This window comes from Exiguobacterium sp. s130, assembly GCF_018619055.1.
Classification (GTDB): Bacteria; Bacillota; Bacilli; order Exiguobacteriales; family Exiguobacteriaceae; genus Exiguobacterium_A.
Map to the genome: position 1 here is coordinate 332,744 of NZ_JACSNI010000003.1, position 22,964 is coordinate 355,707.

Genomic DNA, 22,964 nt, shown 5'->3' on the forward strand with positions numbered 1-22,964 from the left:
TCCCCCATCTTTTTAGACAGGGGAGAATCAAATCATGCATATTTTTGTTCTTGATCGACGGATTCGACGACTGCGAGTGTCGTTGTCCGTCGTTTTTTGATGAAAAACGATAAAATCAAAGCAGCAAGTGCGAGTAACGTCGCGATGAAGAACGTATCATTGATTCCTTCGATCATCGCCTGCATCTGCAACCATTCCGGATTTGCAGCTTCAGGTTGTGAAGCGAGTTCCGGAACGTGGTGTTTCGTCCGCGATGTCATGATCGTCACGAGCAGACCTGAACCAATCGCACCCGATACTTGTGACAACGTGTTGTTTAATGCCGTACCGTGAGGTGTCAAATGTTGTGGAATATGATTCAATCCGTTCGTCATGACCGGCATCATGACCATCGAGATTCCAAGGAAACGTAACGTATACATGATGACGAGGAACGCGTATGACGTATCCGCAGCTAGCTGACTGAATGAGAACGTCGTCAAGACCGTCAGTGATAAGCCGATGATGGCAAGGATGCGAGCACCAAATCGGTCGAAGAGACGACCTGTGATTGGTGACATGATCGCCATGACGATCGCACCCGGTAACATCAAGAGACCAGAGTGAAATGGTGAGATGCCACGAATTGTCTGGATGTAGATCGGCATCAAGATCATCGCGGAGAACATCGACATGTTCAAGACCATTGAAATCCCTTGCGATAAAGCGAACATCGGATAACGGAAAATCCCGAACTCAAGCATCGGTTCTTCGAGCATGAATTGACGTATAATGAAGGAAGTCAAACTGATTACACCGATGATCAATGATCCGATGACCGTCCAAGATCCCCATCCGGCAGAACCGGCGGAACTAAATCCATACAACAAACCACCGAAGCCGAAGCTTGAAAGGACGAGTGAGAACAAATCGAGCTTAAGTGAACTTTGAACCGTCTCTTTCTTCAATAAGAAAGCACCCGTGAAGAGTACGAGCAATGCGATCGGTGTGACGAGATGGAACAACATCCGCCACTCATAATGTTCAAGAATCCACCCGGACAATGTCGGTCCGATTGCTGGAGCGAAGGTGATGACGAGTCCGAAGATTCCCATCGCTTGCCCACGCTTTTCAATTGGGAAACCGGTCAAGAGAACGTTCATTAACAGTGGCATCATGATCGCAGAACCCGACGCCTGCATCATGCGCGCACCGAGTAGAAGCGGGAAGATGTGTGCTTGTCCGGCGATAATCGTTCCGAGTGAGAACAATGTCATCGCCGTCAAGAACAGTTGGCGCGTTGAGAACTTTTGGACGAGGAATGCTGACGTCGGAATCATGATTCCATTGACGAGCATATATCCCGTCGTCAACCACTGGGCGGTGCTTGCCTGAATACCGAACGATTTCATGATCGATGGTAAGGCGATGTTGAGTAACGTCGAGTTTAGGACCGCAACGAACGCACCTGCCATGAGGACAGCTAAAATTAAATAAAGTCGTGATGATTGCTTGCTTGATTGCATTTCGTTATGCTCCTTTTGTACTACGAGTCTAAAATGTTAGACTTGAATTCTATGACTGACTTGGCTATCTTACCAGCAGAAGTCGAATGAGTTCAAATTATTTGCTTTATACACTAAAATAAGTGGTTGTCGAACCAATTATGAACAGAAAAGGACAAGACCATGAATCCAAAAAAGAAACAATTATTAGATGCTGCCTATCAACTATTCGTCGAAAAGGGTTATCAATCGACATCCATTCAGGATATTCTCGAACACAGTAACGTTTCTAAAGGGACGTTCTATAATTACTTCTCCTCTAAAAACGAATTATTCATTGATGTCTTTAATACCGTCTTTGAAAAAATGCGGATCGCGCGTAAGGAAATTCTTGTCGGACGGGATGTCTCGGATTACGAGACGTTCATTCAACAAGGAAACTGTTATTTGGAATTGATGCAAAAATATAAACTATATACATTGTTCGAAGAGGCGATTGCTTCAAATGAAAAAGAACTCAAGACGTTCATGGAAAACAATCGTCTTCTTGAGATCGAGTGGACGTTCGAACGATTACGTGATTTATTCGGTCAGACGAAGGAACCGTACCTTCTAGATTTAGCAGTCATTTATACGGGGATGTTGCAATATGCAATGTACTTCTTCCGTCAATCTGAGCCGAACACTCAACCGGAACGGGTCGTCCGCTATGTGTTCAATCGGTTGACGCATCTCGTCGAAGACGTTAGTCGGACGGAGGAACAGTTGATTCCGCCACGATTCCTATCGGTCTGGCTCGATCGTCCACAAGATGAAGTCGTCATTCGGAAGGATTTATTCGAAAAGACGAGCGAACACATGAAGCGTTTGATCACCTTGTCTTCGATTTCCGAAGAATCGAAGGAAGCACATGAAGAAGTTCTCGATTTCATCTATGAGGAATTGCTCGAACGTAAGAAACCGAAAATCCATCTCCTGCGCCGGGCACTCGAGACGATGGATGAAGATCCGGTCTTCGCGGGCCAGGAAATCATGGCGACTTATAAAACGATGGTCGATGAGATTGCCCGCATTCGGACCAAAAATTCCTAAAAAGGTTGCTTTTTGGAACTAATCCAATTACACTGAGATCATTCATGTTAGAAAAGGGGTCTCAATCATCATATGTTTACTCAATGGAAAAAAGAGTGGTTCTTGCAACCAAAAGCGGATTTGTTGTCCGGAATCGTCGTTGCCTTAGCACTCGTCCCGGAAGCAATCGCGTTTTCGCTGATCGCTGGTGTCAACCCGATGGTTGGGCTATACGCTTCCGTTATCATTGCAATTGTCATCTCGATTGCTGGTGGTCGCCCTGGAATGATTTCGGCTGCGACTGGCGCGATGGCACTCGTCGTCGTTCAGCTTGTCAAAGATCACGGTGTTGATTATCTGCTAGCTGCCGGTATACTTGCCGGAATTCTACAAATCACGTTCGGCTTTTTAGGAATTGCCAAGTTATTACGATTCATTCCTCGAGCTGTCATGGTCGGATTCGTCAATGCGCTCGCCATTCTGATTTTTTCGGCGCAATTGCCACAGTTCGAAGGGCAAAACTGGATCATGTATGCGATGGTCGCCGCGTCACTCGCCATCATCTTGTTATTTCCACGGGTCACGAAAGCGATTCCGGCACCACTTGTTGCGATCACGATCATGACGGTATTAACAGTCGTCTTTTCGCTTGATACCCGTGTCATCGGGGATATGGGACAAATCGAAGCGGCGTTACCAAGCTTCTTCTTGCCAGATGTCCCGTTCTCGCTCGAGACGCTTCAAATCATCTTCCCATATGCTTTGTCACTCGCATTCGTTGGTTTGATCGAATCGTTACTGACAGCACGAATCGTTGATGAAATGACGGATACGATGTCGAACAAAGCGATGGAATCGCGCGGACAAGGGATTGCGAACATTATCGCCGGTATGTTCGGCGGAATGCCGGGTTGTGCGATGATCGGTCAATCAGTCATCAATGTCACATCCGGTGGACGCGGTCGCTTGTCGACGTTGACAGCAGGTGTGTTTTTGATGCTATTGATGTTTACGATGAACGATCTATTGATGACGATTCCGATGGGAGCTCTTGTCGGTGTCATGTTCTTCGTCTCGTATGCGACGTTTGACTGGGGCTCATTCAAGATGCTCAAGACGTCACCGAAAAGTGATTCTGCGGTCATGCTCGCGACCGTGCTCGTGACCGTATTGACGCATGACTTATCGATGGGTGTCCTTGTCGGGATTTTGCTTGCAGCGTTATTATTCGCGTCAAAAATTTCTCGCATCCAAGTCGAGCGCAAGGAACAAACAGAACGAGTCCGTTATACGATCCGTGGACCGTTATTCTTTGCGTCGACGACTGCATTTGCGGAACAGTTCCAGCTCGATGCTGATCTATCATCGATCATCACGCTCGATTTCTCAGCGTGTCACTTATTTGATGATTCAGCCATCGAAGCGATCGAGAACGTCGTCTTGAAATATGAACGACTCGGCAAAAAAGTCGAACTTGTTGGATTAAATGAAGAGTCTCAGGCTCTTGTTGATCGATTAGCGCAACGGATTGCATAATGAATTTTATCAAAGGGGTAGCATTCCTAGGTACATGGGAATGCTACCCCTTTCTATTATCTTGACGAGTCATATAAGTACTATATATCCGATAGTTGTATGATGTGATAAGGTGTAAACTATTAAAGAAAGTTATCTGAACTAACGTTAAAAAACTTTAATTCAACTCACTCTAATAAATAAACGAGGTTCACTAAATGAAAAATTACCACCTGAATAGAATAATCAATTTAAGGTCGGTCGAAGCATATTTTTTGAGAACTGGTTATTTAACACCACCTATTTATTGCATGATACTGATTGATTATCAACGTCCTAGCACAATTGACGATTTTCCTTATTTAAAAAATATTGATGGAATCTCGGAAGACGACTTTGGATATGATAATTTTATAAAAGCAATCATTATTTCACCTGAGAAAGTTACTCAAGAAACATATGATGAATTATGTACCGTGGCAGGTGGTTTTTTAGAGGATAAAGAAGAGTGTCGATGGAATTTGGATATTGAAGTTATTGGTAATTTCAAACATAAAAATAATTTGGATGAAATTTTTCCTTTACTCCAAAATGTATTAGAAAAGTACAAGTGTCCTATAAATATTCATCATATTCCTATAGAAAAATTTAACTTCTTATCACAAGAATAAATGATGTGTGATGTTTTAACATTCAAACCTACTACTCGTCCGATATGATTTATAAGATATCTATATGATCTTCAACTGTTGAAACGAACTAAAAGTCAAAGAATGACTGAATACCATGTATGAATTATGTTTTATCACTAAAAATAATAGTAAAACGATTTGAGGATTGAACATGTGCTGGAGAGGATAAGTGCGACGTGTTTTCAGTTTCGCTATACTAAAAACAAAGGGGGCAATTAGAATGAAATGGTTTCGATTTGAGCAAGAAGGAAAAGTAGGTATCGGGGTTGAACGGGATGGCTCTACATATAATGTGACGGCACAAGTCTATACGAATTCATTGTTTGAAGTGATTTCACGTGAGTTCGAAGTTGACCTTGATTTAGATATCGCGCCACTACTTAAAGGGGATGTACGACAGCTCACACCTTATGTACCGGCACGAAACGTCATATGTGTCGGCAAGAACTACGCCGATCACATCAAGGAGATGGATACGGCGGGAGCAGGGAAATTCGTCTTGTTCACGAAAGCACCGACATCGATCGTTGGTCCGTTCGAACCAATCGAACGGCATGCGGATTTGACGAAGCAACTGGATTATGAAGGAGAACTCGCCATCATCATCGGCAAGACGGGGCGTGATCTGACACCAGGAAATGCGCTTGCTCATGTGTTTGGCTACAGTATTGTCAATGACGTGACGGCACGGGATTTACAAAAAGAACACGTCCAGTTCTTCCGTGGTAAATCACTCGATGGGTTCTGTCCGTTTGGACCGGTCATCGTCTCAGCGGATAGCTTTGATCCAAGTGACGTCCTCGTCGAGACACGTGTGAACGGGCAACTCCGACAGTCAGGATCAACCGCCTTAATGTTGCGTGACGTCGTAACGATTTTAGTGGAAGTGTCACGTGGGATGACGCTTGAAGCCGGAGATGTCATCGCGACAGGAACTCCAGCTGGTGTCGGACATGGTATGAAACCACCGGTCTACCTTCAGACAGGGGATGTCGTCGAAGTATCGATTGAAGGAATCGGTCGTTTGCAAAATGAAGTCCAGTGAACGAAGATGACCGAATTGATTGAATTGCATTCACCGCTTTCCAAATTACTTTGGAAAGTGGTTTTTTATTTTGTAAAAATCGTCAAAAATTTAAAAAATGATTGATTTCAAACAATAAAACAGTCATAAAATGACCGTTTTTGATGTATAATGAAACTATAAGAACGATTTCATGTCGAAAAAAGTCGTATTTTGAACGTTTTATAAAGAATTTATATAAATTTTGACCGTTTTTGATTGATTTTTATATGTAAACGCTTTATATTAAAGATGCGGAGGGAAACCTTATGTTAACCAAAAAACGCCATCAACTCATCCTTGAGCTTTTAGCCCGAGAAGAAATCGTCAAGATGCAAAAGATCGTCGAACAAACCGGTGCGAGTGAATCCACGATTCGTCGGGATTTATCACAACTCGAGACAGCAGGTCACCTGCGTCGAGTACACGGGGGAGCAACAGCAAACCATTTGCAAATTGAAGAACTGAGTTACTTCGAGAAGAGTGACCAGCATGTCGAAGAGAAGGAACGGATCGCGCGAGCGGCTGCCGACCTGATTGAAGACGGTATGTATGTCTATCTCGATGCCGGAACAACGACGCTTGCCATCGTTCCGTATCTCGAAGAGAAGGCGATTACGGTCGTAACGAACAGTCTTCCTCTAGCGAACACGTTACTCTATCACCGTATCCCGACGTTCGTCGTCGGAGGGCAACTCAAGCATTCAACGCAGGCACTCGTCGGTTACAACGCACGTGAAGGAATGTTGATTTACCATTTTGATGTCGCGTTCCTTGGGATGAACGGTGTTCATCCGGCACAAGGCTTCACGACACCAGATCCGGAAGAGGCACTCGTAAAGAAGACAGCGATCGAATTAGCAAAACAATCGTATGTACTCGTCGATGAGACGAAGCTGGATGCGATCAGCTTCAGTCGGGTGGCGTCCTTGCAAGCGGCGACGATCATCACGACGACATCCAGTGAGCAAGCAGCGAAATACAGTCAATACACAGAGGTGGTGAACGCGAAATGATTTATACACTGACACTCAACCCATCAATCGACTATTATGTCACGTTACCGGTATTTGAGGCAGGACAAGTCAATCGTGTCGAACAGGCGGAAAAAGTGGCCGGAGGGAAAGGAATCAACGTCTCTCTCGTCCTAAAAAACTATGAGGTAGAAACACAAGCACTCGGATTCCTTGGAGGAAGTACCGGACAATTCATCCGGACGGAACTCGAGAAACGAGGCGTGTTAACGGACTTCACACCGATTCAAGATGAGACGCGGATCAACGTAAAGATTCGTGCCGATCAAGAATCTGAGCTGAATGCAGCGGGACCGAAGATTCAACCGGAAGAGCTGGAGCATTTATTATCCCGATTCAAGACGATGCAAGCCGGTGACATCGTCGTCTTCGCAGGTAGTATCCCAAGCAGTCTACCGCATGATCTCTATCGTCATATCGCGACGATCTTGAATGAACGGAACGTCCGCTTCGCCGTCGATACGACGAAGGAAGCGATGCTTGAAGTCTTACCGCTCGGTCCATTTTTAATCAAGCCGAATCACCATGAACTCGGTGAAATTTTCGACGTCGAGATTACGTCGAAGGAGATGGCCGTTCCATACGCGCAACAGCTCGTCGAGCGTGGTGCCGAGAATGTCGTCATCTCATTTGCAGGAGATGGAGCACTGCTCGTCAATCGTCAAGGTGCCTACACGGCAAACACACCGGCAGGAAAGCTCGTCAATTCCGTCGGTGCCGGAGATTCACTCGTCGCTGGATTCGTCGCCAGCCACGCGCTCGGCAAATCACCAGAAGAAGCGTTCCGCTATGCGGTAACGACTGGCAGCGCGTCTGCTTATTCCTTCGGTCTTTGTACGAAAGAAGATATCGATCGTCTCATCAAAGACGTCAACGTCGTTGAACTCATTCAATCCTAAAAGGAGTGTGACTACTCATGAAAATTACTGATCTCTTGACACGTGATACGATTCAACTTGATTTACAAGCGTCATCTAAAGCCGCTGTCATCGATGAACTCGTCAACGTCCTCGATCGGGCAGGAAAACTAAACGATCGCTCGGCATATAAAGAAGCAATTCTCGCACGGGAAGCGCAAAGTACGACAGGTTTAGGAGAAGGTATTGCCATCCCACACGCAAAAACAGCAGCGGTCAAAACACCAGCAATCGCTTTCGGGCGTTCGGCAGGCGTTGACTACGAAGCACTCGACGGTCAACCAAGTCGGTTGTTCTTCATGATTGCGGCGGGTGAGAACGCAGATAATGCACACCTTGAAACACTTTCGAAACTATCCGTTTATTTAATGGATATGAACTTCCGCGATACGATCCTTGCGGCTAAAACGAAAGACGAAGTCATCGCAGCAATCGAAGCGAAGGAACGCGAAGAAGAAGGTCCAGTTGACGTCTCAAGCGACAACGTCGATCAAGACGCACCATATATCCTTGCCGTCACAGCTTGTCCGACAGGAATCGCACACACGTATATGGCAGCTGATGCCCTTCGTCAAAAAGCGGAAGAGATGGGTGTCCGTATCAAAGTCGAGACGAACGGATCGACAGGCGTCAAGAACGGTTTGACACAACAAGATATCAACGATGCGACAGCCATCATCGTCGCAGCGGATAAAGCAGTTGAGATGGATCGTTTTAACGGTAAACACGTCGTTGAAGTACCAGTTGCACAAGGAATTCGGAAACCACAAGAATTGATCAACCGTGCCGTCAAACAGGATGCACCTGTCTACAAAGCAAGCGGTTCAAGCGAAAGCTCAAAACCAGCTCGTGGCGGATTCTACAAACATTTGATGAGTGGGGTATCCGCGATGTTACCACTCGTCGTTGCAGGTGGTCTCTTGATCGCAATCAGCTTCTTCTGGGGTATCAACTCTGCTAACCCAAAAGATCCATCGTACAATGAGTTCGCTGCGCAATTGATGACGATCGGGAAAGCCGCGTTCGGTCTCTTGATTCCGATCCTCGCTGGATTTATCGCGATGTCGATCGCTGATAAACCAGGTCTTGCTCCTGGTCTAATCGCTGGTTTCCTTGCAAGCAACGGTAACGCTGGTTTCCTCGGCGGATTGATTGCCGGTTTCCTTGCCGGGTACGTCGTACTCTTGCTTGTTAAAGTATTCAAAGGTCTTCCAGCAGCACTTGAAGGAATCAAACCAGTCTTGCTCTATCCTCTGTTTGGTTCATTCATCACAGGAATGATCATGTTGCTCGTCATCAATGAGCCGATTGCGAAGTTCATGACATGGCTCACAGATTCATTGAACGGACTCAGTGGTGGAAACGCAATCCTCCTCGGTATGCTCGTCGCAGCGATGATGGCAATCGACATGGGTGGTCCAATCAACAAAACAGCATACGTTTTCGGTACAGCTGCTCTTACAGCAGGTAACACGGAAGTCATGGCAGCTGTCATGGCAGGTGGTATGGTTCCACCACTCATCGTTGCCTTCTCATCCACATTGTTCGCACGTAAGAAATTCACGCCGCAAGAACGTGAAGCAGGAATTGCTGCTTACGCAATGGGCGCATCGTTCGTCACAGAAGGTGCGATTCCATTCGCTGCAGCCGATCCACTGCGCGTCATTCCGTCAAGCGTCATCGGTTCAGCGATTGCTGGTGCGTTGACGATCGTCTTCGGCGTCTTGCTCCCTGCACCACACGGCGGTATCTTCGTCTTCCCGTTACTTGATGGTCCATCAGGTACGGTCATGGCAATCGTCGGTTACGCGGGTGCGATCCTCATCGGTTCACTCGTCGGTGCGGCAATCCTATCCTTCCTCAAAAAACCGCTTGTTGACCAATCGGTCGCGAAAGCGGAAATGACAGAAGGAACAGGTACGAAAGCATCATAATTCAACTAAATCCTCTCCGTTTTTAAGCGGAGGGGATTTTTTGTTGAATTTTGACGGCTAACGGTGAAGAATAGAGGGCATACTGAATAAGAAGGAGGGATGGACATGGGTGGACAATCCTTACAAATCGGACCACGGACCATAAAGACAGGTCTCGCGGTCATCTTGGCGCTGTTGATCAGTAATCTGTTCAACCTCAGCCCAATCCTGCCTGCGATCTCGGCAGCGACGACACTCCTGCCTTCGGTCTATCAGACATGGAAACAATTTCTCGAGGAAGCAGAGGCCAACTTGATTGGTGCCTTTTTGACGTTACTCGCACTTTGGATTTTAGGCGATAACCCGGCGAATCCGCTTGCGATCGGGATCGTCATCATGGCAGCAATTTCGATCTTGCTAGCTTTTGGTTTCGGGCGGACGATTCCACACGTCGTCTTGATGATCATCGTCATTCTCGAAAGTGTCGCGACTGCGACCGAACCACTTTGGCAAGTCGTTTTGATCCGCTACTTGCTCGTCATGCTCGGGATTGGTTGTGCACTCGGCATCAATGCGTTGATTTTCCCGCCACGTTACGGCAATGTCTATTACCAGAAAGCGACGAAACTCTTTGAGAAACTACTCGTCGTCACGCGAGCAATTGCCTTTGAAGGCAAGGTCACCCCATATCGGGCAGCAATCGATAAGATGGGGCGTTCGCTCCTTGAGACACAAAACCTGTTCAACCTACACAAGGAAGAAATTAGAGGAACGCGTCAGAAGCATGCCTCGCTTCTACGGAACCTGCTGATCCTCAAACATATGCAATCGTGCCTCGAACGTGGCGTCGCGACGGCAGAGCGCTTTAGAGAACGAGAGAAGGCACTTGATTCGATTGCAGACGATCTTCGAAGTGAACTGTTCTATCACTTGATGCATATCGCCCAGCGACAAGAGAAAGTCTTGCTGACATACGATCTCCTGTTGACGGAAGAACCGCTCGCGATGGAGGATCTCGTCAAAGAGAACATTGCCTTCGTCAAGCACTCTTTTCTCGATCGTGATGAACTCGAGGAAGAAGTCATCATGGAAATTTTACCGATCGTCGTCTCGATGAACGAGTGGATACAAGAACTCGAATCCTTTGAAAAACGGCTCAATGGTGGGCTTCGTCGCCATATCACATCACTGACGATCGAACAAAAATCAGTCCGTGATAAAACATTTAATCGATTCAAACGTAAAAAAGCCATTGACGAAAGTAAAAAGTAAGCGTATAGTCCTCCTTAACGATACTTTACTTGCTAAAAGCATAACAGTATAACAGCATAACAGCATAACAGAACGAAAGATTAAGCGATGATGAAACCGAAGTAAAGACCATCTCCCTGTTTCAGAGAGCACGTGGCGCTGCGAACGTGTACACAGATGGTGTTGAATTACAGTTTCTGAGCTTCTTGCGTAAGCGAGCGGAGCAAACCGTTATCCCAATCATGAGTGACTCAGTCGATGACTGGGTAATCAGGGTGGTACCGCGGCTTTCGTCGCCCCTGTCGAACGATACGTTCGGCAGGGGCTTTTTTGTTATCTTACATTCATTCAAGGGGGAACTCATATGTCTACACCAATCATTCCAAGTCACTTACGTCCACATGTCGCACCACAGCACTACGAAGACTACACGCCAACGGATCATGCCGTTTGGAGATACGTCATGCGACTGAATTTAAATACGTTACAAGATACAGCACATCCAGCATACCTCGAAGGGCTTGCTGCATCGGGCATCAGCCCGGAACGGATTCCAGATGTACGTGAGATGACAGCGAACCTAAGCCGTGGAGGCTGGGGAACAGTCGCTGTCGATGGTCTCATTCCTGGCGTCGCCTTCTTCGATTTCCAAGGACATGGTTTATTACCGATTGCGACCGACATCCGGAAGGTCGATAACATTCTCTACACTCCAGCACCGGATATTCTGCACGAAGCAGCGGGGCATGCACCGATCTTGATGAATCCTGTCTACGCGGAATTCGTTCGTCGCTTCGGTGAGATAGGGGCACATGCCTTTAACCATAAAGCCGAGCATGACGTGTTCAAGGCACTCAAGAAATTGACGATCGTTAAAGAGAGTCCATTCTCGACGCCAGCCGATATCGAGCAAGCTGAAATTGAGCTTGCGGAGACACGGACACACGTCAAAGGGATTTCGGAAGCGAACGAAATCTCACGTCTGTTCTGGTGGACGGTTGAATTCGGTCTGATTGGTGATATCGACAACCCGCAAATCTACGGGGCAGGTCTTCTATCATCAGTCGGTGAAAGTCGCCATTGTTTGACGGACGCGGTCGTTAAACATCCATTCTCGCTTGAGAAAGCACTTGCGACGAAACATGACGTGACGAGCATGCAAAAAGAACTCTTCGTCTGTGAATCGTTTGAACAACTCCGCGACGCACTCGAAGAATTCGCTCAATCGATGTCCTACATTCGCGGTGGCATCCACGGACTAACGAAAGCCGTTGAATCGGGCAATCTGTCAACGCTCGTCTTCGACAGCGGTCTCTCACTCGTCGGTGTTCCTGAAACGCAAGAGATTCACGATTCGCTGCATATCGTCAAACTGACTGGACCGACAGCGTTGGCTGCAAACGATGAAGTGTTGACAGGTCAAGGACTTGCAGATCATCCGGAAGGTTTTACACTCCTTCACGGCAAGGAATTGAACGAAGTATTGATGCAAGTCAAAGTCGGTGAACGTCTCGACTGGGCGGAAGGAAATGTTCATGTCACAGGTGACATCTCAGCAATTCAAAACGTCAATGGTCACCGGGCACTCGTCGTTTTAGAAGCAGCAACGCTCTCGAACGACGGGAAAACGATGACGATGGACCGGATGGAATTGATCGTCGGTGACATCACGTCAGCATTCCCGGGAACGGAAGTTGAAGCACTGAAGCCGATTCCAGAAACGATCGAGTTCGAACGAATCGAGCGTCCGTTGACAGCGGCTGATCCAATCTTCGAAGTTATTCGTGAGATTCGCGAAGGACGTGCTGGTCGGGAACGGTTGCCGCAACTGATCGACCAGACACTCGTCCAGTTACCGGACGCTTGGTTACTCCGCCTCGAATTACTTGAGTTGGCGGATGAAGTCGACCAACCACGTCTTGTCGCTGATCTCGAACGCTTAAAAGCAACGTCCGAACAGCGAGATGAATTAATCACGCGCGGGATGGCATTACTCGACGTCGTTCATCAATGAGTCGAACTCCGGTTCTGAACCTGTTAGAATGGAGACATTCGGTAAAAGGGGATGATCGGTATGACAAACTATTATCAAGACGTAAAGGAATTCCACCGTGTGTTTTCACACCCTGGTGCAACGACGCCAACACCAATGACGGTTGATCGTGGGATTAAACGCTCGACCTGGACGGCGGAAGAAGCGGTCGTTGAGTTCTTGCATCAAACGGCGACGAGTGAAGCAGAGTTCCTCGAGGCAATCGAACGTTTCAAGTCAGGGCTTGATACAGCGGTCGAAAAATCGCTCCAGATGAAACAACCTGAAACAGATGTCGAACGACTCGTTGGACAAGGGGATGCCTTGACGGACGCGCTCTACTTCATCATGGGAAGCTTTGTTGAGATCGGGCTTGATCCGGCTCCATTGTTCGAGATCGTTCAACGTGCCAACATGGCGAAGCTTGGACCGGACGGAAAACCAATCTTCCGAGAATCTGACCAAAAGGTCATGAAACCAGAAGGCTGGCAACCACCGGAACCACAGCTTGAAGCAGAAGTACGTCGACAAATTGCTGCGGCTTCGAGTACGTCAAAAGCTTGATTCATTACGATAAAAAGAGAGGGATGACTGGTCTGCGAACCGGTCATCCCTCTCTTGTTGTATCTATTCGCTTCTTACTTGATAACGCGATAAATCAAGTTGACGGGCGGTGAGGAACTCGACACCTTCTGCTTCAAGCGCAAGTCGCTGTTCATCGCCTTCAAGTGATAGTTTTCCACCAGCAGCAAGCACGCGGTGCCACGGTAGACGTTCCGTCTTACTCATGCTGTGAAGAATCCGCGCCACTTGTCGTGCGCTACGCGGATGACCAGCGAGTCGGGCGACTTGCCCGTACGTCATGACCTGACCAGCAGGAATCGAGCGAATGATCGTCAGAACATCTTGCGTAAACGGAGTCATGACTCGTCAGAAGCGATGACATACTGTTGAATCTTATCGTCTTCGTCAAAGCCGATCGTCACATCAATGATGCCTTGTTGTAGTCGAATCTGAAGTTCAAGGCGGTCCTTGATGTCGTCTGCTTGAGCGATCGTCAACGTTGGATCAACTTCGATTTCAACTTCGACGTGGAAATGATCGCCTTCCTTAATAACTTCCAGTTTACTAATGTCCTTGACGTCTGGGTCTTTCATGATCAGTCCGCCGAGACGTGCTGCCATCGTCTCATCGGCTTCACCAAGTGCACCAGCTGCGTTTTGCAGGAAGACGTTTCCGACGACGTAAAACATCATCAGCCCGATCAGGATCGAAGCAATTCCTTCTGCCTGATGAAACGGTGTCACATGCGAGATGATGACGGCGATCATCGCGACGATCCCGCCAGCCGTTGCGACTAAGTCTTCAAGGAACACAAGGCGTGTCGCTGGTTTTGCTTGTTTGAGTGACCGGAAGCTGTCAAGAATCAAGCGTGGTCCTTTTGAGTCCAGTTTCGCATCATGCGCGATTTCCTGCATCGCTTTAAAGAACACACCACTTTCTAAGACGACCCCTGCGAATAAAACGGATAACGTGATCCAGAAGCCTGTCGATTCTGTCGGTTCGATGATGTGGGCAATCCCTTCATGAATCGTTTCGTAGGCCATGATGCCGACAAAGAGGATGGCGCCTAACAAGACGAGATTGACGAGACGACCAAAGCCATTCGGGAACCGTTTCGTTGGTGCTTTTTTACTGAGGGCAGAACCGATGAAGACGAAAAATTGATTGGCAGCATCCCCGAGCGTATGCATCATTTCGGCGAACATCGCGACATTTCCCGTCAGGACGTAGGCAATTGCCTTGATGATGGCGATGATAGAGTTGACGATGCCTGCCGTCAGCGCAGACCGGTTACCCCGGCGTAATAACGTAAAAAATTCTCCCATGATTGTACTCCTTTTAGTTAAGTTACGTATTAGTTCATTTTATTATGTTACATCATTTTGAGAAAAACGACTATCTTCACATGAAAAAACCCACGCAAGCTGCGCGGGTTTAACTCGTCAAGATAAGTCGACTGTTTTATTGATTTCGTTCTCATCGTCTTTGCCGACGACTTTCTTCAAGACTTGTTTGACGGACTTTGTCGTGTTTCCTGTTTCCCAGTACTCAGCAGCTTCCGTGTTGACCTTGATCAAGACGACTTTCGGATCTTCGTATGTCGTTCCAAGATATGCTTCGTAACGTGGGCTCCAGAGCTCTTTTTTTCGTTCGATGTCTTCGACGAGTTCTGCTGTCCCACGGATCGAGACGTATGATTTGTCGACGTACGCGACGTTAACACTCGGATTCTTAAGTAATTCTTGATACTTGTCCGTTTCTTTTGAAGTGAGGAACCAGAGGTCGCCATCAAATTCGATATCCTGTGTCTGCATCGGACGCGATACGAGTCCTTCTGCTGCAATCGTCGTCAGCATCGCTGTCTCGATTTTATCGATCAGTTTCTTGATCGTTTCGACTGCTTCTTGATTCGTAGTATGCGTTGACATGTAGCTCCACCTCATTCGTTAGATTTTTATGCTCACGTAAGGATTGTTCCCTGAATTTCAAAATGAAAACGTCCCCATGACGGAAAGAAGCAGTTTCATTGCACGCTACAACGAGGAGGCGTACAGTGTAGGTACGCATTCGAAAGAAAAAGGAGAGACATACATGAAACTTAGTATTTTAGACCAATCCCCGGTCTCTAAAGGACAATCCCCATCTGATGCCTTACACGAAACGGTCGAGCTCGCGAAAATCGCGGACGAACTCGGTTATCATCGCCTGTGGGTATCCGAGCACCACTTCGCAAAAACACTAGCCGGTTCAAGTCCGGAAGTCTTGATCGCGTATATGGCAGCCGTGACAAAACAGATTCGCCTCGGTTCAGGCGGCGTCATGTTGCCGCATTACAGTGCCTACAAAGTTGCGGAGAACTTCCGTGTCCTTGAAGGGCTTGCACCAAACCGGATCGACCTTGGACTCGGTCGGGCACCGGGCGGTATGCCGCTTGCGACACGTGCGTTGCAAGAAGGATCGTCGCCACGTTTTGGTGGAGCCGATTACGGCGAACAACTCGATGATCTCGTCGATTACTTGAAAGACGGGGCACCTGCCGGACATCGGTTCGCGGGACTCGTCGCAACACCAGAAGTCGATACGACACCAGAAGGCTGGTTGCTCGGATCAAGTGGTGGTAGTGCCTTGAACGCCGCACAACGCGGATTCGGATTTGCCTTTGCTCACTTCATCAATGGACAGGGTGGTCAGGAAGTAATGGATTACTATCGTCATAATTTCATGGCGACGTCGTTTAATGAGACACCACAAACACTCGTTTCGATCTTCGTGACATGTGCCGAAACGACGGAAGAAGCAGAACGTTTGGCGTCAAGCCTTGATTTATCTCTGCTCTTACTCGAAAAAGGGGTCTCGTCAACAGGAACGCCGACACCGGAAGAAGCAGCAGCGTATCCGTATACGTTCCAAGATCAGTTCCGGATTGCTGAAAATCGGAAACGGATGATCGTCGGTAACCCGGAATCCGTTGCGAAACAATTACAAGAGCTTGCCGATTCATATGGAACGGACGAAGTGATGATTGCTTCGATGATCGCAGACAAACAAGCAAAACAACAATCATTAAAATTAATCATGGACGCTGTCAAAGCGACAGTCTGATTTATACGCACGTCCTTTCTCACGAAGTGAGGGAGGACGTGTTTTTTGCGTCTACTACTGGAATGCGTTCGGATACGATGTCTTTACGCAATCGGAAGAATCCGAATAACGCTGCACCGAACAAGCCGACTGTACCGACTGCAAGTAGCACGATGATAGACACATGATCACTCAGTAAACCAAATAATAGGGTACCAATCGGCATCATCGCCATGGCGACCGATTCCAGGACACCGATGACACGTCCGAGGTAAGCCGGATCGGTCTGTTTTTGAACGATGAGCTGTAGTGGGATGTTCATCCGTAAGACGAGCATGCCGTCGATGAACAATAGAATCATGAAAAAAGGTAATAGTAGAGCAGATGGAACATAGCCGAGTAGGGCAAGTGCAGGAAGCGCATAACAAGAGGCGATTAAAAAGAGCGACTCGAATATCGTCCGTAACGGACGTTTCACGGTAAAGCGAGGTAAGGCAAGAAGCAACGAAGCGACAAGAAGACCAGCACCCAGTGCGGACTCGACTAATCCAAACCGAAATGGCGTGAATTGCAGTCGATCGAGCAAAACGATTGGTAACAAGATTTCGAAAGCGACAAAAAAGAAGTTCAGGACGATCGCCATCAGGACGAGTGTCGTCAATACCGGTTGACGGAACAGATAGCGGTAGCCTTCTTTAAACTCCGAGACGAAAGACGGAGTATTAGTAGTAGCCAGAGGAGAGGTATCCACTGCAAGAAAGCGGAGACGGCTGTTCCACCAGGCAGCAGAAGCAAACAGGAGAAACGGTAAGATCAAGAATTGCGTGATGGAGACTGTGGCGATAAGCAATCCCGCAACGAGTGGTGCAGTGATCGTTGAGGTCGATTGAATCGTCGAGAAAAGCGCGTTCCCGCGTTGTAACTCCTCTTCTGCTACGAGTCGCGGTAACGAGCTTGATAAGGTAACGGACAGGAACGTCGACAGGCTCGTCAAGAGCACACTCGCGACGATGTAATGAATAGTATGTAACGGAGCTTGTAACGAATAGAGCAAAAGTCCAAACAAGACGAGTGCACTTAAGCTTTCGGTCATGACGATGATTCGTTTCCGGTTCCAACGATCAGCAAGGACACCAGCAACCGGTGAGAGCAAAATCCGTGGCACCGATCCTGCAAGCAGGACGAGCGCGAACTGAAGACCAGATGACGTTTCCCGTAAGACGGTCAGTCCAGCGACGAACGTGAATAGACTAGCTGCGAACAACGAACAAAACTTTCCGAATAAGACACGTTTTAAATTAAATGACATCATGTTCACTCCTTCAGAGTTAAATTATATTGAACTTTAGTGTAGAATAAAGGAGTGGAAGAAAAATGTAAAGATAAAGTTCAATATAATTTAACTTTTGTGATAAAAGGAGTGACCAGTGTGTCAGGGGAACGTATCAAACAGATCCGAAAACAGAAGAAAATGACGCAAACGGACGTTGCGACCGGCATCATCACGAAGTCAATGCTCAGTATGGTCGAAAACGGGAAAGCGACACCGTCTGTTCCCGCCTTACAGGCGATTGCTAGGCGATTACAGGTGACAGTCGAAGAATTAATGCTCGATCCGCGAGATGTTCAGATGCGGGAACTCATCGAAACAATCCGTTCGCGGCATACCCCATATTTTTCAGACGAAAAAATTCAGGAACTTCTAGAACCTTACTTGGTTCCGGAAACGACTTCCTATTGGCAAGGGCAGGTCTATCATAAATACGGCGATGCCCTCCGAGCGTCTGACCCGGAGCTTGGTTTGATATATTATGAGAAAGCAGAGCGGATTTTTCAACAGCTCGGTCGTCAAGATGAGCAGTTGCTCGTTCAGATCTCGACAGTCTATTTTTTATTCAATCTCAAACGAACAAAGGAAGCGTATGAGCTGATCGAAGCAATGGATGTACCACGCGAGATTCCACTGGCGCCAAAAACCTATTTAAATTTCCAAATCTTGCGTGCGCTCCGAGCAAGTTTGTTCGATGATCACTATACAGAAGCGATCGCCTTATTGCGTGAAGGGGTTCAGTATATGCGGGAGCAAGATGTCTATTATCATGTCATTTCGTTTCAACGTTTCCTCGGATTGTTTTTATATCTAGAAGGGGAAATCGAACAATCACGGCAAGAGTTTGATCGATTGGAGCAGTTTTTTGCCTTTAGTGAAACGACTGCCGTTGGACGGATCGAAGTTGATTTGACGAAAGGACTCATCGCGATTTTCGAAAATGATACGAACGGCATGCAGATGGCGTGGGAAAAACTCGTCACTGTGGCGATCGATGACGCGAAGCATTACATCGGACAACTCGAAGTCCATCTCCTTGTGAACGGCATCGAATTACCGAATCAGACGCTTCAGCAGAGCGTCGATAAGATATGGGAGATGCAAGATGCCTGGCTTGCTGCGAGTGGATTCGACCAAGCGATGATGTTACAGACTCTCGTACTGGCGATGCAACGAGGGATTGGTCAGGAACGACTGGAGGATGTTTTACGATTGAAGGATGATCTTCAAAGCGAACGACTCAAAGGCGATCTTGAGCGAGAGATACAAGCATTGATTAATGTTCAATGACGAAAAAACAGGCATGAAGCGAGTGCGCTTCATGCCTGTTCGTGTGAGGATGTCGTTCTTCTGAAAATCAATAAGACGCATGCGGCGACGGAAACGATCAAGTGACCGATATAGACGTCTCCCGTCTGGATATAATGCAAGAGCATCGAGCCACCAAAAATCAATAAGGCAAGAAAGAGAAGTCGGACATAAAGTGTTTTGTAAGACATGCGGACACATCCTTTCCATATCCAGTATATCCAAAAGAGAAGCGGTAAGACAAAAAAACATCCACCCCAAGGGATGGATGAAAAATGTCTTAAAGTGATTTAAAGCCTAACAGTTTTTGTGTCCAGTACCGTTCTGAAAGACGACTGATGCCGAGTGATGGTGTGTTCGCATGGATGAACTGATCGTTGTTCAACATGATGCCGATATGCGTTGGACCAGCGGCATACGTGTTTTCGAAGAAGATGATATCGCCGCGTGCCGGTTGACGCAGTTTCGAGAGCTTCGCCCCAAGATACCGGTCATCATTCCAGTAACCGTTGACGTTCGTCCGTCCGACAGAATAGCCAGCGGCATTCAACGTGTAGTTGATGAAGCCAGAGCAGTCGAAGCCACCGTTGACTGGATTACTAGATCCCCAAACGTATGGTGTTCCGAGATATTGTTGCCCAATCGAAATGGCACGTTCCATCAATGTCGAACCGGGAACGGTCGTCACAGGTGGTGTCGTCGGAGTGACCGGAGGCGTCGTCGTGACGGATCCCGTCGTGATGTAACTCTTCGCGACATAGTAGAGACCCGTTCCGATCTTGATCTGGTACCAGCCGCTATCTTTACCTGTCGTTTCACCCGTGACATTGACTGTCGAACCGTGTCCGACTTGTGTGAAAACTTTAGACGACGTCGAAGGCAACGTACGGACATTCAGACCGGTTGGGGCATTGACGCGATACGTCTTCGAGGCATCAACTGGCGTCAAAGAGACTCCAGGAGTCGTCGGTGTTGTTGGTGGTGATGCTTTTGTTGAAGCTTTGACATAGGTCGAAGCGACATATGCTTCTTTTCCGTCAAGCTTGACTTGGTACCACGAATCAACCGCACCTGTGACATCGAGCACCGTCTGATGCGGTAATGTCTTGTAGATTTTTGCGTTCGTCGCTGCAGCAGTCCGTGCGTTCAAGCCTTCCTTCGCATTAACCGTGTAGACTTTTGATCGATCAACCGCTTTAACGACTTTTTTGACGGGAGTCGTTGCGGGTGGTTTTGAATTTGTCGTGACGTTCGACGTCTTTTTGCTGACTAACGTCGCATGGACATAGGCCGTTTGTTTCTTATATGTGATTTGGTACCAATCACCTGATTGTTTCTGAACAGTCAAGACAGTATTCTTTGCCAGTTTTCCGAGTGATTTCGAACTCGTCGTTGCTTTTTGCCGGATGTTGACGGCATCGGTGTTCGTTATGTAGGTCGTAGTTGTCGGAGCCTTTTCCGTCGTTGCTTTGACGTATGCTGAAGTAATAAAAGCTGGTTTCGACTGATAGCGGATTTCATACCAGCTGTTGACTTTCTTGACAGCTGTCAGCTTCGTACCTTTTTTTAGCGTCGTGATGACCTTCGCGGAAGTCGAGGCAGCCGTGCGAATGTTGACGTTATCCGTCAAAGTCAGTGTCGTTGACGCGGCTGAAACCGGAATTGTGGTACCGACCAAAGCGAGCGTCGTGAGGGCGAGAACGGTCTTTTTCACGTGACATAGCTCCTTCCAAGAGATAGGTAAAAATCGTTGTTACCATTTTGTCATAAAAAGTGCTGATTCCCCTGAATTAAAAATATAATTTTTGTCTGGAAAACTGTAATACCGTTTTTCAAAAAATGAACAGGTAGAAGGAGTATTTTCAAAAAAGTTCAAGTACACTAGAAGTACTCGGAAGGAGGCTACACATGTTACACCGTTTTTATCAATATTATATCCCACATAAACGTTTATTCTGGCTCGATTTCATATCTGCCTTATTCGTCGGGGTGTTAGAACTTGCTTTTCCACTCGCAGTCCAGTGGTTCATCGACTCCTTGTTGCCAAACGGTGAGATGAACTGGATCATCCTCGTCAGCGTCGGATTATTAGCGCTCTACGTCATCAGTACGCTGATGCAATTCGTCGTCAACTATTTCGGACATAAGCTCGGGATTAACATCGAGACCGATATGCGTCGTCAGTTGTTTAGTCATGTCCAGAAACAGTCGTTTCGTTTCTTTGACAATACGAAGACGGGGCATATCATGAGCCGGATCACGAATGATTTGTTTGATATCGGGGAACTAGCCCATCATGGTCCGGAAGATGCGTTCATTGCCGTCATGACCTTGCTTGGTGCATTCTCGATCATGTTGACGATCAATGTGCCGCTTGCCCTCGTGACGATCATCGCCGTACCATTCCTGATCTGGCTGATCAGCTATGCGAACGTCCGGATGAATAAATCATGGGACCGGATGTACGGTAATATCGCGGAAGTCAATTCACGCGTCGAGGACAGTGTTTCCGGTGTCCGTGTCGTCCAGTCGTTCACGAACGAAGCTTACGAAATCGAGCGTTTTGAAAAAGACAACGCGACGTTCCGTCAGTCGAAGATCAATGCCTACAAGGTCATGAGTAAGAGCCTGTCCGGCATCTACTTGACGACTCGTTTGATGACACTTGCCGTCTTAGTCGTCGGTGCGTACTTGACACATCTCGAAGCCTTAACGGCAGGAGAACTCGTCGGCTTCATTCTCTACATGAATATCTTATTGAAGCCAATCGATAAGATTACGGCATTGCTTGAGATGTATCCGAAAGGGATGGCTGGCTTTAAGCGGTTCCTTTCGATGATTGATGAAGATGCATCTTTACCTGATGCGCCAGATGCGCTCGTTGTTGATCGCTTGAACGGTGGCATCACGTTCAAGGATGTCGCATTCGGATATGAAGCGGATCGTCTAATCTTAGAACACATCAATCTGACGGTCGTACCGGGTCAGACGGTCGCATTCGTCGGAACGTCCGGGGCAGGGAAGACGACGATCTGTTCGTTGATTCCACGTTTTTACGATGTTCTAGATGGCGCAATCACGATTGACGGAATCGATATCCGGCAGATGACGAAGGAGTCTCTGCGACAACAAATCGGGATCGTCCAGCAAGATGTCTTTTTGTTCTCAGGGACGATCGCTGAAAACATCGCCTACGGTGATTTGAATGCGACGCACGAAGACATCGTGCAAGCGGCAGAACGTGCCCATCTCGGTCCGATGATCGCGGATCTACCTGATGGGTATGCGACACAAATCGGCGAACGGGGACTCAAATTGTCGGGTGGACAAAAGCAACGACTCGCCATCGCGCGGATGTTCCTGAAGAACCCGCCGATTCTGATTCTTGATGAAGCGACGTCTGCCCTTGATACAGAAACGGAAGCACTGATTCAAGAATCGCTTGCCGAGCTGTCTGAGAACCGGACGACGCTCGTTATCGCCCACCGTTTAGCAACGATTCGAAATGCCGATAAGATTTTCGTCGTCACGAAGGACGGCATCGTCGAAGAAGGCTCGCATGATGAACTAATGGATCAAGGTGGTTACTTCTCCCGTCTGTTAGAGAGACAACGAGTTTGAATCAAATTGAAAGAATGAGAGGCGACGGACATGTTCTGTCGCCTTTTTTTGTTCGTCTAAAAATAAGGTTGTACAAACCAATTTTAGG

Annotated in this window: 20 protein-coding genes and 1 other annotated feature; of the genes, 13 read left to right on the forward strand and 7 right to left on the reverse strand. The window is 47.4% G+C overall.

Annotated elements, in window-relative coordinates:
* Window positions 1–32 precede the first annotated feature (32 nt).
* Window positions 33–1,505, reverse strand: a complete 1,473-nt coding sequence (locus tag HZS85_RS09350; protein ID WP_035408812.1) for a DHA2 family efflux MFS transporter permease subunit — start codon at window positions 1,503–1,505, stop codon at window positions 33–35.
* Between the two features lie 162 nt (window positions 1,506–1,667).
* On the opposite strand from HZS85_RS09350, the gene HZS85_RS09355 reads away from it, so the two are divergent.
* From HZS85_RS09355 to HZS85_RS09400, 10 genes are all read left to right on the forward strand, one after another.
* Window positions 1,668–2,576, forward strand: a complete 909-nt coding sequence (locus HZS85_RS09355) for a TetR/AcrR family transcriptional regulator (RefSeq protein ID WP_214855302.1) — start codon at window positions 1,668–1,670, stop codon at window positions 2,574–2,576.
* Window positions 2,577–2,648: 72 nt separating this feature from the next.
* The gene (locus HZS85_RS09360; protein WP_214855305.1) at window positions 2,649–4,091 is read left to right on the forward strand and encodes a SulP family inorganic anion transporter; all 1,443 of its coding nucleotides are present in this window, start codon (window positions 2,649–2,651) and stop codon (window positions 4,089–4,091) included.
* A gap of 197 nt (window positions 4,092–4,288) precedes the next feature.
* Entirely contained in the window at window positions 4,289–4,741 is a 453-nt protein-coding gene (locus HZS85_RS09365; protein WP_214855308.1) for a hypothetical protein, read from the forward strand.
* 241 nt (window positions 4,742–4,982) lie between these two features.
* Window positions 4,983–5,807 (forward strand): fumarylacetoacetate hydrolase family protein, encoded by an 825-nt coding sequence (locus HZS85_RS09370; protein WP_214855311.1) that lies wholly within the window; start codon window positions 4,983–4,985, stop codon window positions 5,805–5,807.
* A gap of 287 nt (window positions 5,808–6,094) precedes the next feature.
* Window positions 6,095–6,841 carry a DeoR/GlpR family DNA-binding transcription regulator gene (locus HZS85_RS09375; protein ID WP_214855314.1) on the forward strand — a complete coding sequence of 249 codons (747 nt, stop codon included), beginning with the start codon at window positions 6,095–6,097 and terminating at the stop codon, window positions 6,839–6,841.
* The gene (pfkB, locus tag HZS85_RS09380) at window positions 6,838–7,758 is read left to right on the forward strand and encodes a 1-phosphofructokinase (protein ID WP_195865443.1); all 921 of its coding nucleotides are present in this window, start codon (window positions 6,838–6,840) and stop codon (window positions 7,756–7,758) included. Before HZS85_RS09375 ends, pfkB begins: the two co-directional genes overlap by 4 nt.
* Window positions 7,759–7,775: 17 nt before the next feature.
* On the forward strand, window positions 7,776–9,710 hold the full coding sequence (locus HZS85_RS09385; RefSeq protein WP_035408791.1) for a PTS fructose transporter subunit IIABC: 1,935 nt from the start codon (window positions 7,776–7,778) through the stop codon (window positions 9,708–9,710).
* A gap of 105 nt (window positions 9,711–9,815) precedes the next feature.
* Window positions 9,816–10,961, forward strand: coding sequence for an FUSC family protein (locus HZS85_RS09390; RefSeq protein WP_035408788.1), 1,146 nt, complete (start codon window positions 9,816–9,818; stop codon window positions 10,959–10,961).
* 78 nt (window positions 10,962–11,039) lie between these two features.
* Window positions 11,040–11,244 (forward strand) — a binding site (T-box leader).
* Between the two features lie 60 nt (window positions 11,245–11,304).
* Window positions 11,305–12,954 carry an aromatic amino acid hydroxylase gene (locus HZS85_RS09395; RefSeq protein ID WP_214855316.1) on the forward strand — a complete coding sequence of 550 codons (1,650 nt, stop codon included), beginning with the start codon at window positions 11,305–11,307 and terminating at the stop codon, window positions 12,952–12,954.
* A 51-nt stretch (window positions 12,955–13,005) separates the two neighbouring features.
* The gene (locus HZS85_RS09400; protein ID WP_214855318.1) at window positions 13,006–13,536 is read left to right on the forward strand and encodes a pyrophosphohydrolase domain-containing protein; all 531 of its coding nucleotides are present in this window, start codon (window positions 13,006–13,008) and stop codon (window positions 13,534–13,536) included.
* Window positions 13,537–13,599: 63 nt separating this feature from the next.
* On the opposite strand, the gene HZS85_RS09405 is transcribed toward HZS85_RS09400, so the two are convergent.
* From HZS85_RS09405 to HZS85_RS09415, 3 genes are all read right to left on the reverse strand, one after another.
* Window positions 13,600–13,896, reverse strand: a complete 297-nt coding sequence (locus HZS85_RS09405; RefSeq protein WP_214855320.1) for an MGMT family protein — start codon at window positions 13,894–13,896, stop codon at window positions 13,600–13,602.
* The gene (locus tag HZS85_RS09410; RefSeq protein ID WP_214855322.1) at window positions 13,893–14,861 is read right to left on the reverse strand and encodes a cation diffusion facilitator family transporter; all 969 of its coding nucleotides are present in this window, start codon (window positions 14,859–14,861) and stop codon (window positions 13,893–13,895) included. Before HZS85_RS09410 ends, HZS85_RS09405 begins: the two co-directional genes overlap by 4 nt.
* Window positions 14,862–14,978: 117 nt before the next feature.
* On the reverse strand, window positions 14,979–15,464 hold the full coding sequence (locus HZS85_RS09415) for a pyridoxamine 5'-phosphate oxidase family protein (RefSeq protein ID WP_214855324.1): 486 nt from the start codon (window positions 15,462–15,464) through the stop codon (window positions 14,979–14,981).
* Between the two features lie 163 nt (window positions 15,465–15,627).
* On the opposite strand from HZS85_RS09415, the gene HZS85_RS09420 reads away from it, so the two are divergent.
* The gene (locus tag HZS85_RS09420; protein WP_035408770.1) at window positions 15,628–16,638 is read left to right on the forward strand and encodes an LLM class flavin-dependent oxidoreductase; all 1,011 of its coding nucleotides are present in this window, start codon (window positions 15,628–15,630) and stop codon (window positions 16,636–16,638) included.
* A 19-nt stretch (window positions 16,639–16,657) separates the two neighbouring features.
* Here the strand turns inward: HZS85_RS09420 and HZS85_RS09425 are convergent, their stop codons facing one another.
* On the reverse strand, window positions 16,658–17,926 hold the full coding sequence (locus HZS85_RS09425; RefSeq protein ID WP_251137915.1) for an MFS transporter: 1,269 nt from the start codon (window positions 17,924–17,926) through the stop codon (window positions 16,658–16,660).
* A 120-nt stretch (window positions 17,927–18,046) separates the two neighbouring features.
* Here HZS85_RS09425 and HZS85_RS09430 point away from each other — a divergent pair, with 120 nt between their 5' ends.
* Window positions 18,047–19,237, forward strand: a complete 1,191-nt coding sequence (locus HZS85_RS09430) for a helix-turn-helix domain-containing protein (protein WP_214855329.1) — start codon at window positions 18,047–18,049, stop codon at window positions 19,235–19,237.
* A 29-nt stretch (window positions 19,238–19,266) separates the two neighbouring features.
* Here HZS85_RS09430 and HZS85_RS09435 read toward each other — a convergent pair whose 3' ends face one another.
* Both HZS85_RS09435 and HZS85_RS09440 read right to left on the reverse strand, forming a co-directional pair.
* On the reverse strand, window positions 19,267–19,446 hold the full coding sequence (locus HZS85_RS09435) for a hypothetical protein (RefSeq protein WP_174316089.1): 180 nt from the start codon (window positions 19,444–19,446) through the stop codon (window positions 19,267–19,269).
* Between the two features lie 89 nt (window positions 19,447–19,535).
* Window positions 19,536–20,969, reverse strand: a complete 1,434-nt coding sequence (locus tag HZS85_RS09440; RefSeq protein WP_214855332.1) for a C40 family peptidase — start codon at window positions 20,967–20,969, stop codon at window positions 19,536–19,538.
* A 194-nt stretch (window positions 20,970–21,163) separates the two neighbouring features.
* Between HZS85_RS09440 and HZS85_RS09445 the strand changes: the two genes are divergently transcribed.
* Entirely contained in the window at window positions 21,164–22,876 is a 1,713-nt protein-coding gene (locus HZS85_RS09445; protein WP_214855335.1) for an ABC transporter ATP-binding protein, read from the forward strand.
* Window positions 22,877–22,964: the final 88 nt, after the last annotated feature.

What these genes read in the sequence shown, in the direction of transcription:
- HZS85_RS09350 (WP_035408812.1), bottom strand. Translation starts at nt 1,505, where the DNA reads ATGCAATCAAGCAAGCAATCATCACGACTTTATTTAATTTTAGCTGTC.
- HZS85_RS09355 (WP_214855302.1), top strand. Translation starts at nt 1,668, where the DNA reads ATGAATCCAAAAAAGAAACAATTATTAGATGCTGCCTATCAACTATTC.
- HZS85_RS09360 (WP_214855305.1), top strand. Translation starts at nt 2,649, where the DNA reads ATGTTTACTCAATGGAAAAAAGAGTGGTTCTTGCAACCAAAAGCGGAT.
- HZS85_RS09365 (WP_214855308.1), top strand. Translation starts at nt 4,289, where the DNA reads ATGAAAAATTACCACCTGAATAGAATAATCAATTTAAGGTCGGTCGAA.
- HZS85_RS09370 (WP_214855311.1), top strand. Translation starts at nt 4,983, where the DNA reads ATGAAATGGTTTCGATTTGAGCAAGAAGGAAAAGTAGGTATCGGGGTT.
- HZS85_RS09375 (WP_214855314.1), top strand. Translation starts at nt 6,095, where the DNA reads ATGTTAACCAAAAAACGCCATCAACTCATCCTTGAGCTTTTAGCCCGA.
- pfkB (WP_195865443.1), top strand. Translation starts at nt 6,838, where the DNA reads ATGATTTATACACTGACACTCAACCCATCAATCGACTATTATGTCACG.
- HZS85_RS09385 (WP_035408791.1), top strand. Translation starts at nt 7,776, where the DNA reads ATGAAAATTACTGATCTCTTGACACGTGATACGATTCAACTTGATTTA.
- HZS85_RS09390 (WP_035408788.1), top strand. Translation starts at nt 9,816, where the DNA reads ATGGGTGGACAATCCTTACAAATCGGACCACGGACCATAAAGACAGGT.
- HZS85_RS09395 (WP_214855316.1), top strand. Translation starts at nt 11,305, where the DNA reads ATGTCTACACCAATCATTCCAAGTCACTTACGTCCACATGTCGCACCA.
- HZS85_RS09400 (WP_214855318.1), top strand. Translation starts at nt 13,006, where the DNA reads ATGATCGGTATGACAAACTATTATCAAGACGTAAAGGAATTCCACCGT.
- HZS85_RS09405 (WP_214855320.1), bottom strand. Translation starts at nt 13,896, where the DNA reads ATGACTCCGTTTACGCAAGATGTTCTGACGATCATTCGCTCGATTCCT.
- HZS85_RS09410 (WP_214855322.1), bottom strand. Translation starts at nt 14,861, where the DNA reads ATGGGAGAATTTTTTACGTTATTACGCCGGGGTAACCGGTCTGCGCTG.
- HZS85_RS09415 (WP_214855324.1), bottom strand. Translation starts at nt 15,464, where the DNA reads ATGTCAACGCATACTACGAATCAAGAAGCAGTCGAAACGATCAAGAAA.
- HZS85_RS09420 (WP_035408770.1), top strand. Translation starts at nt 15,628, where the DNA reads ATGAAACTTAGTATTTTAGACCAATCCCCGGTCTCTAAAGGACAATCC.
- HZS85_RS09425 (WP_251137915.1), bottom strand. Translation starts at nt 17,926, where the DNA reads ATGTCATTTAATTTAAAACGTGTCTTATTCGGAAAGTTTTGTTCGTTG.
- HZS85_RS09435 (WP_174316089.1), bottom strand. Translation starts at nt 19,446, where the DNA reads ATGTCTTACAAAACACTTTATGTCCGACTTCTCTTTCTTGCCTTATTG.
- HZS85_RS09445 (WP_214855335.1), top strand. Translation starts at nt 21,164, where the DNA reads ATGTTACACCGTTTTTATCAATATTATATCCCACATAAACGTTTATTC.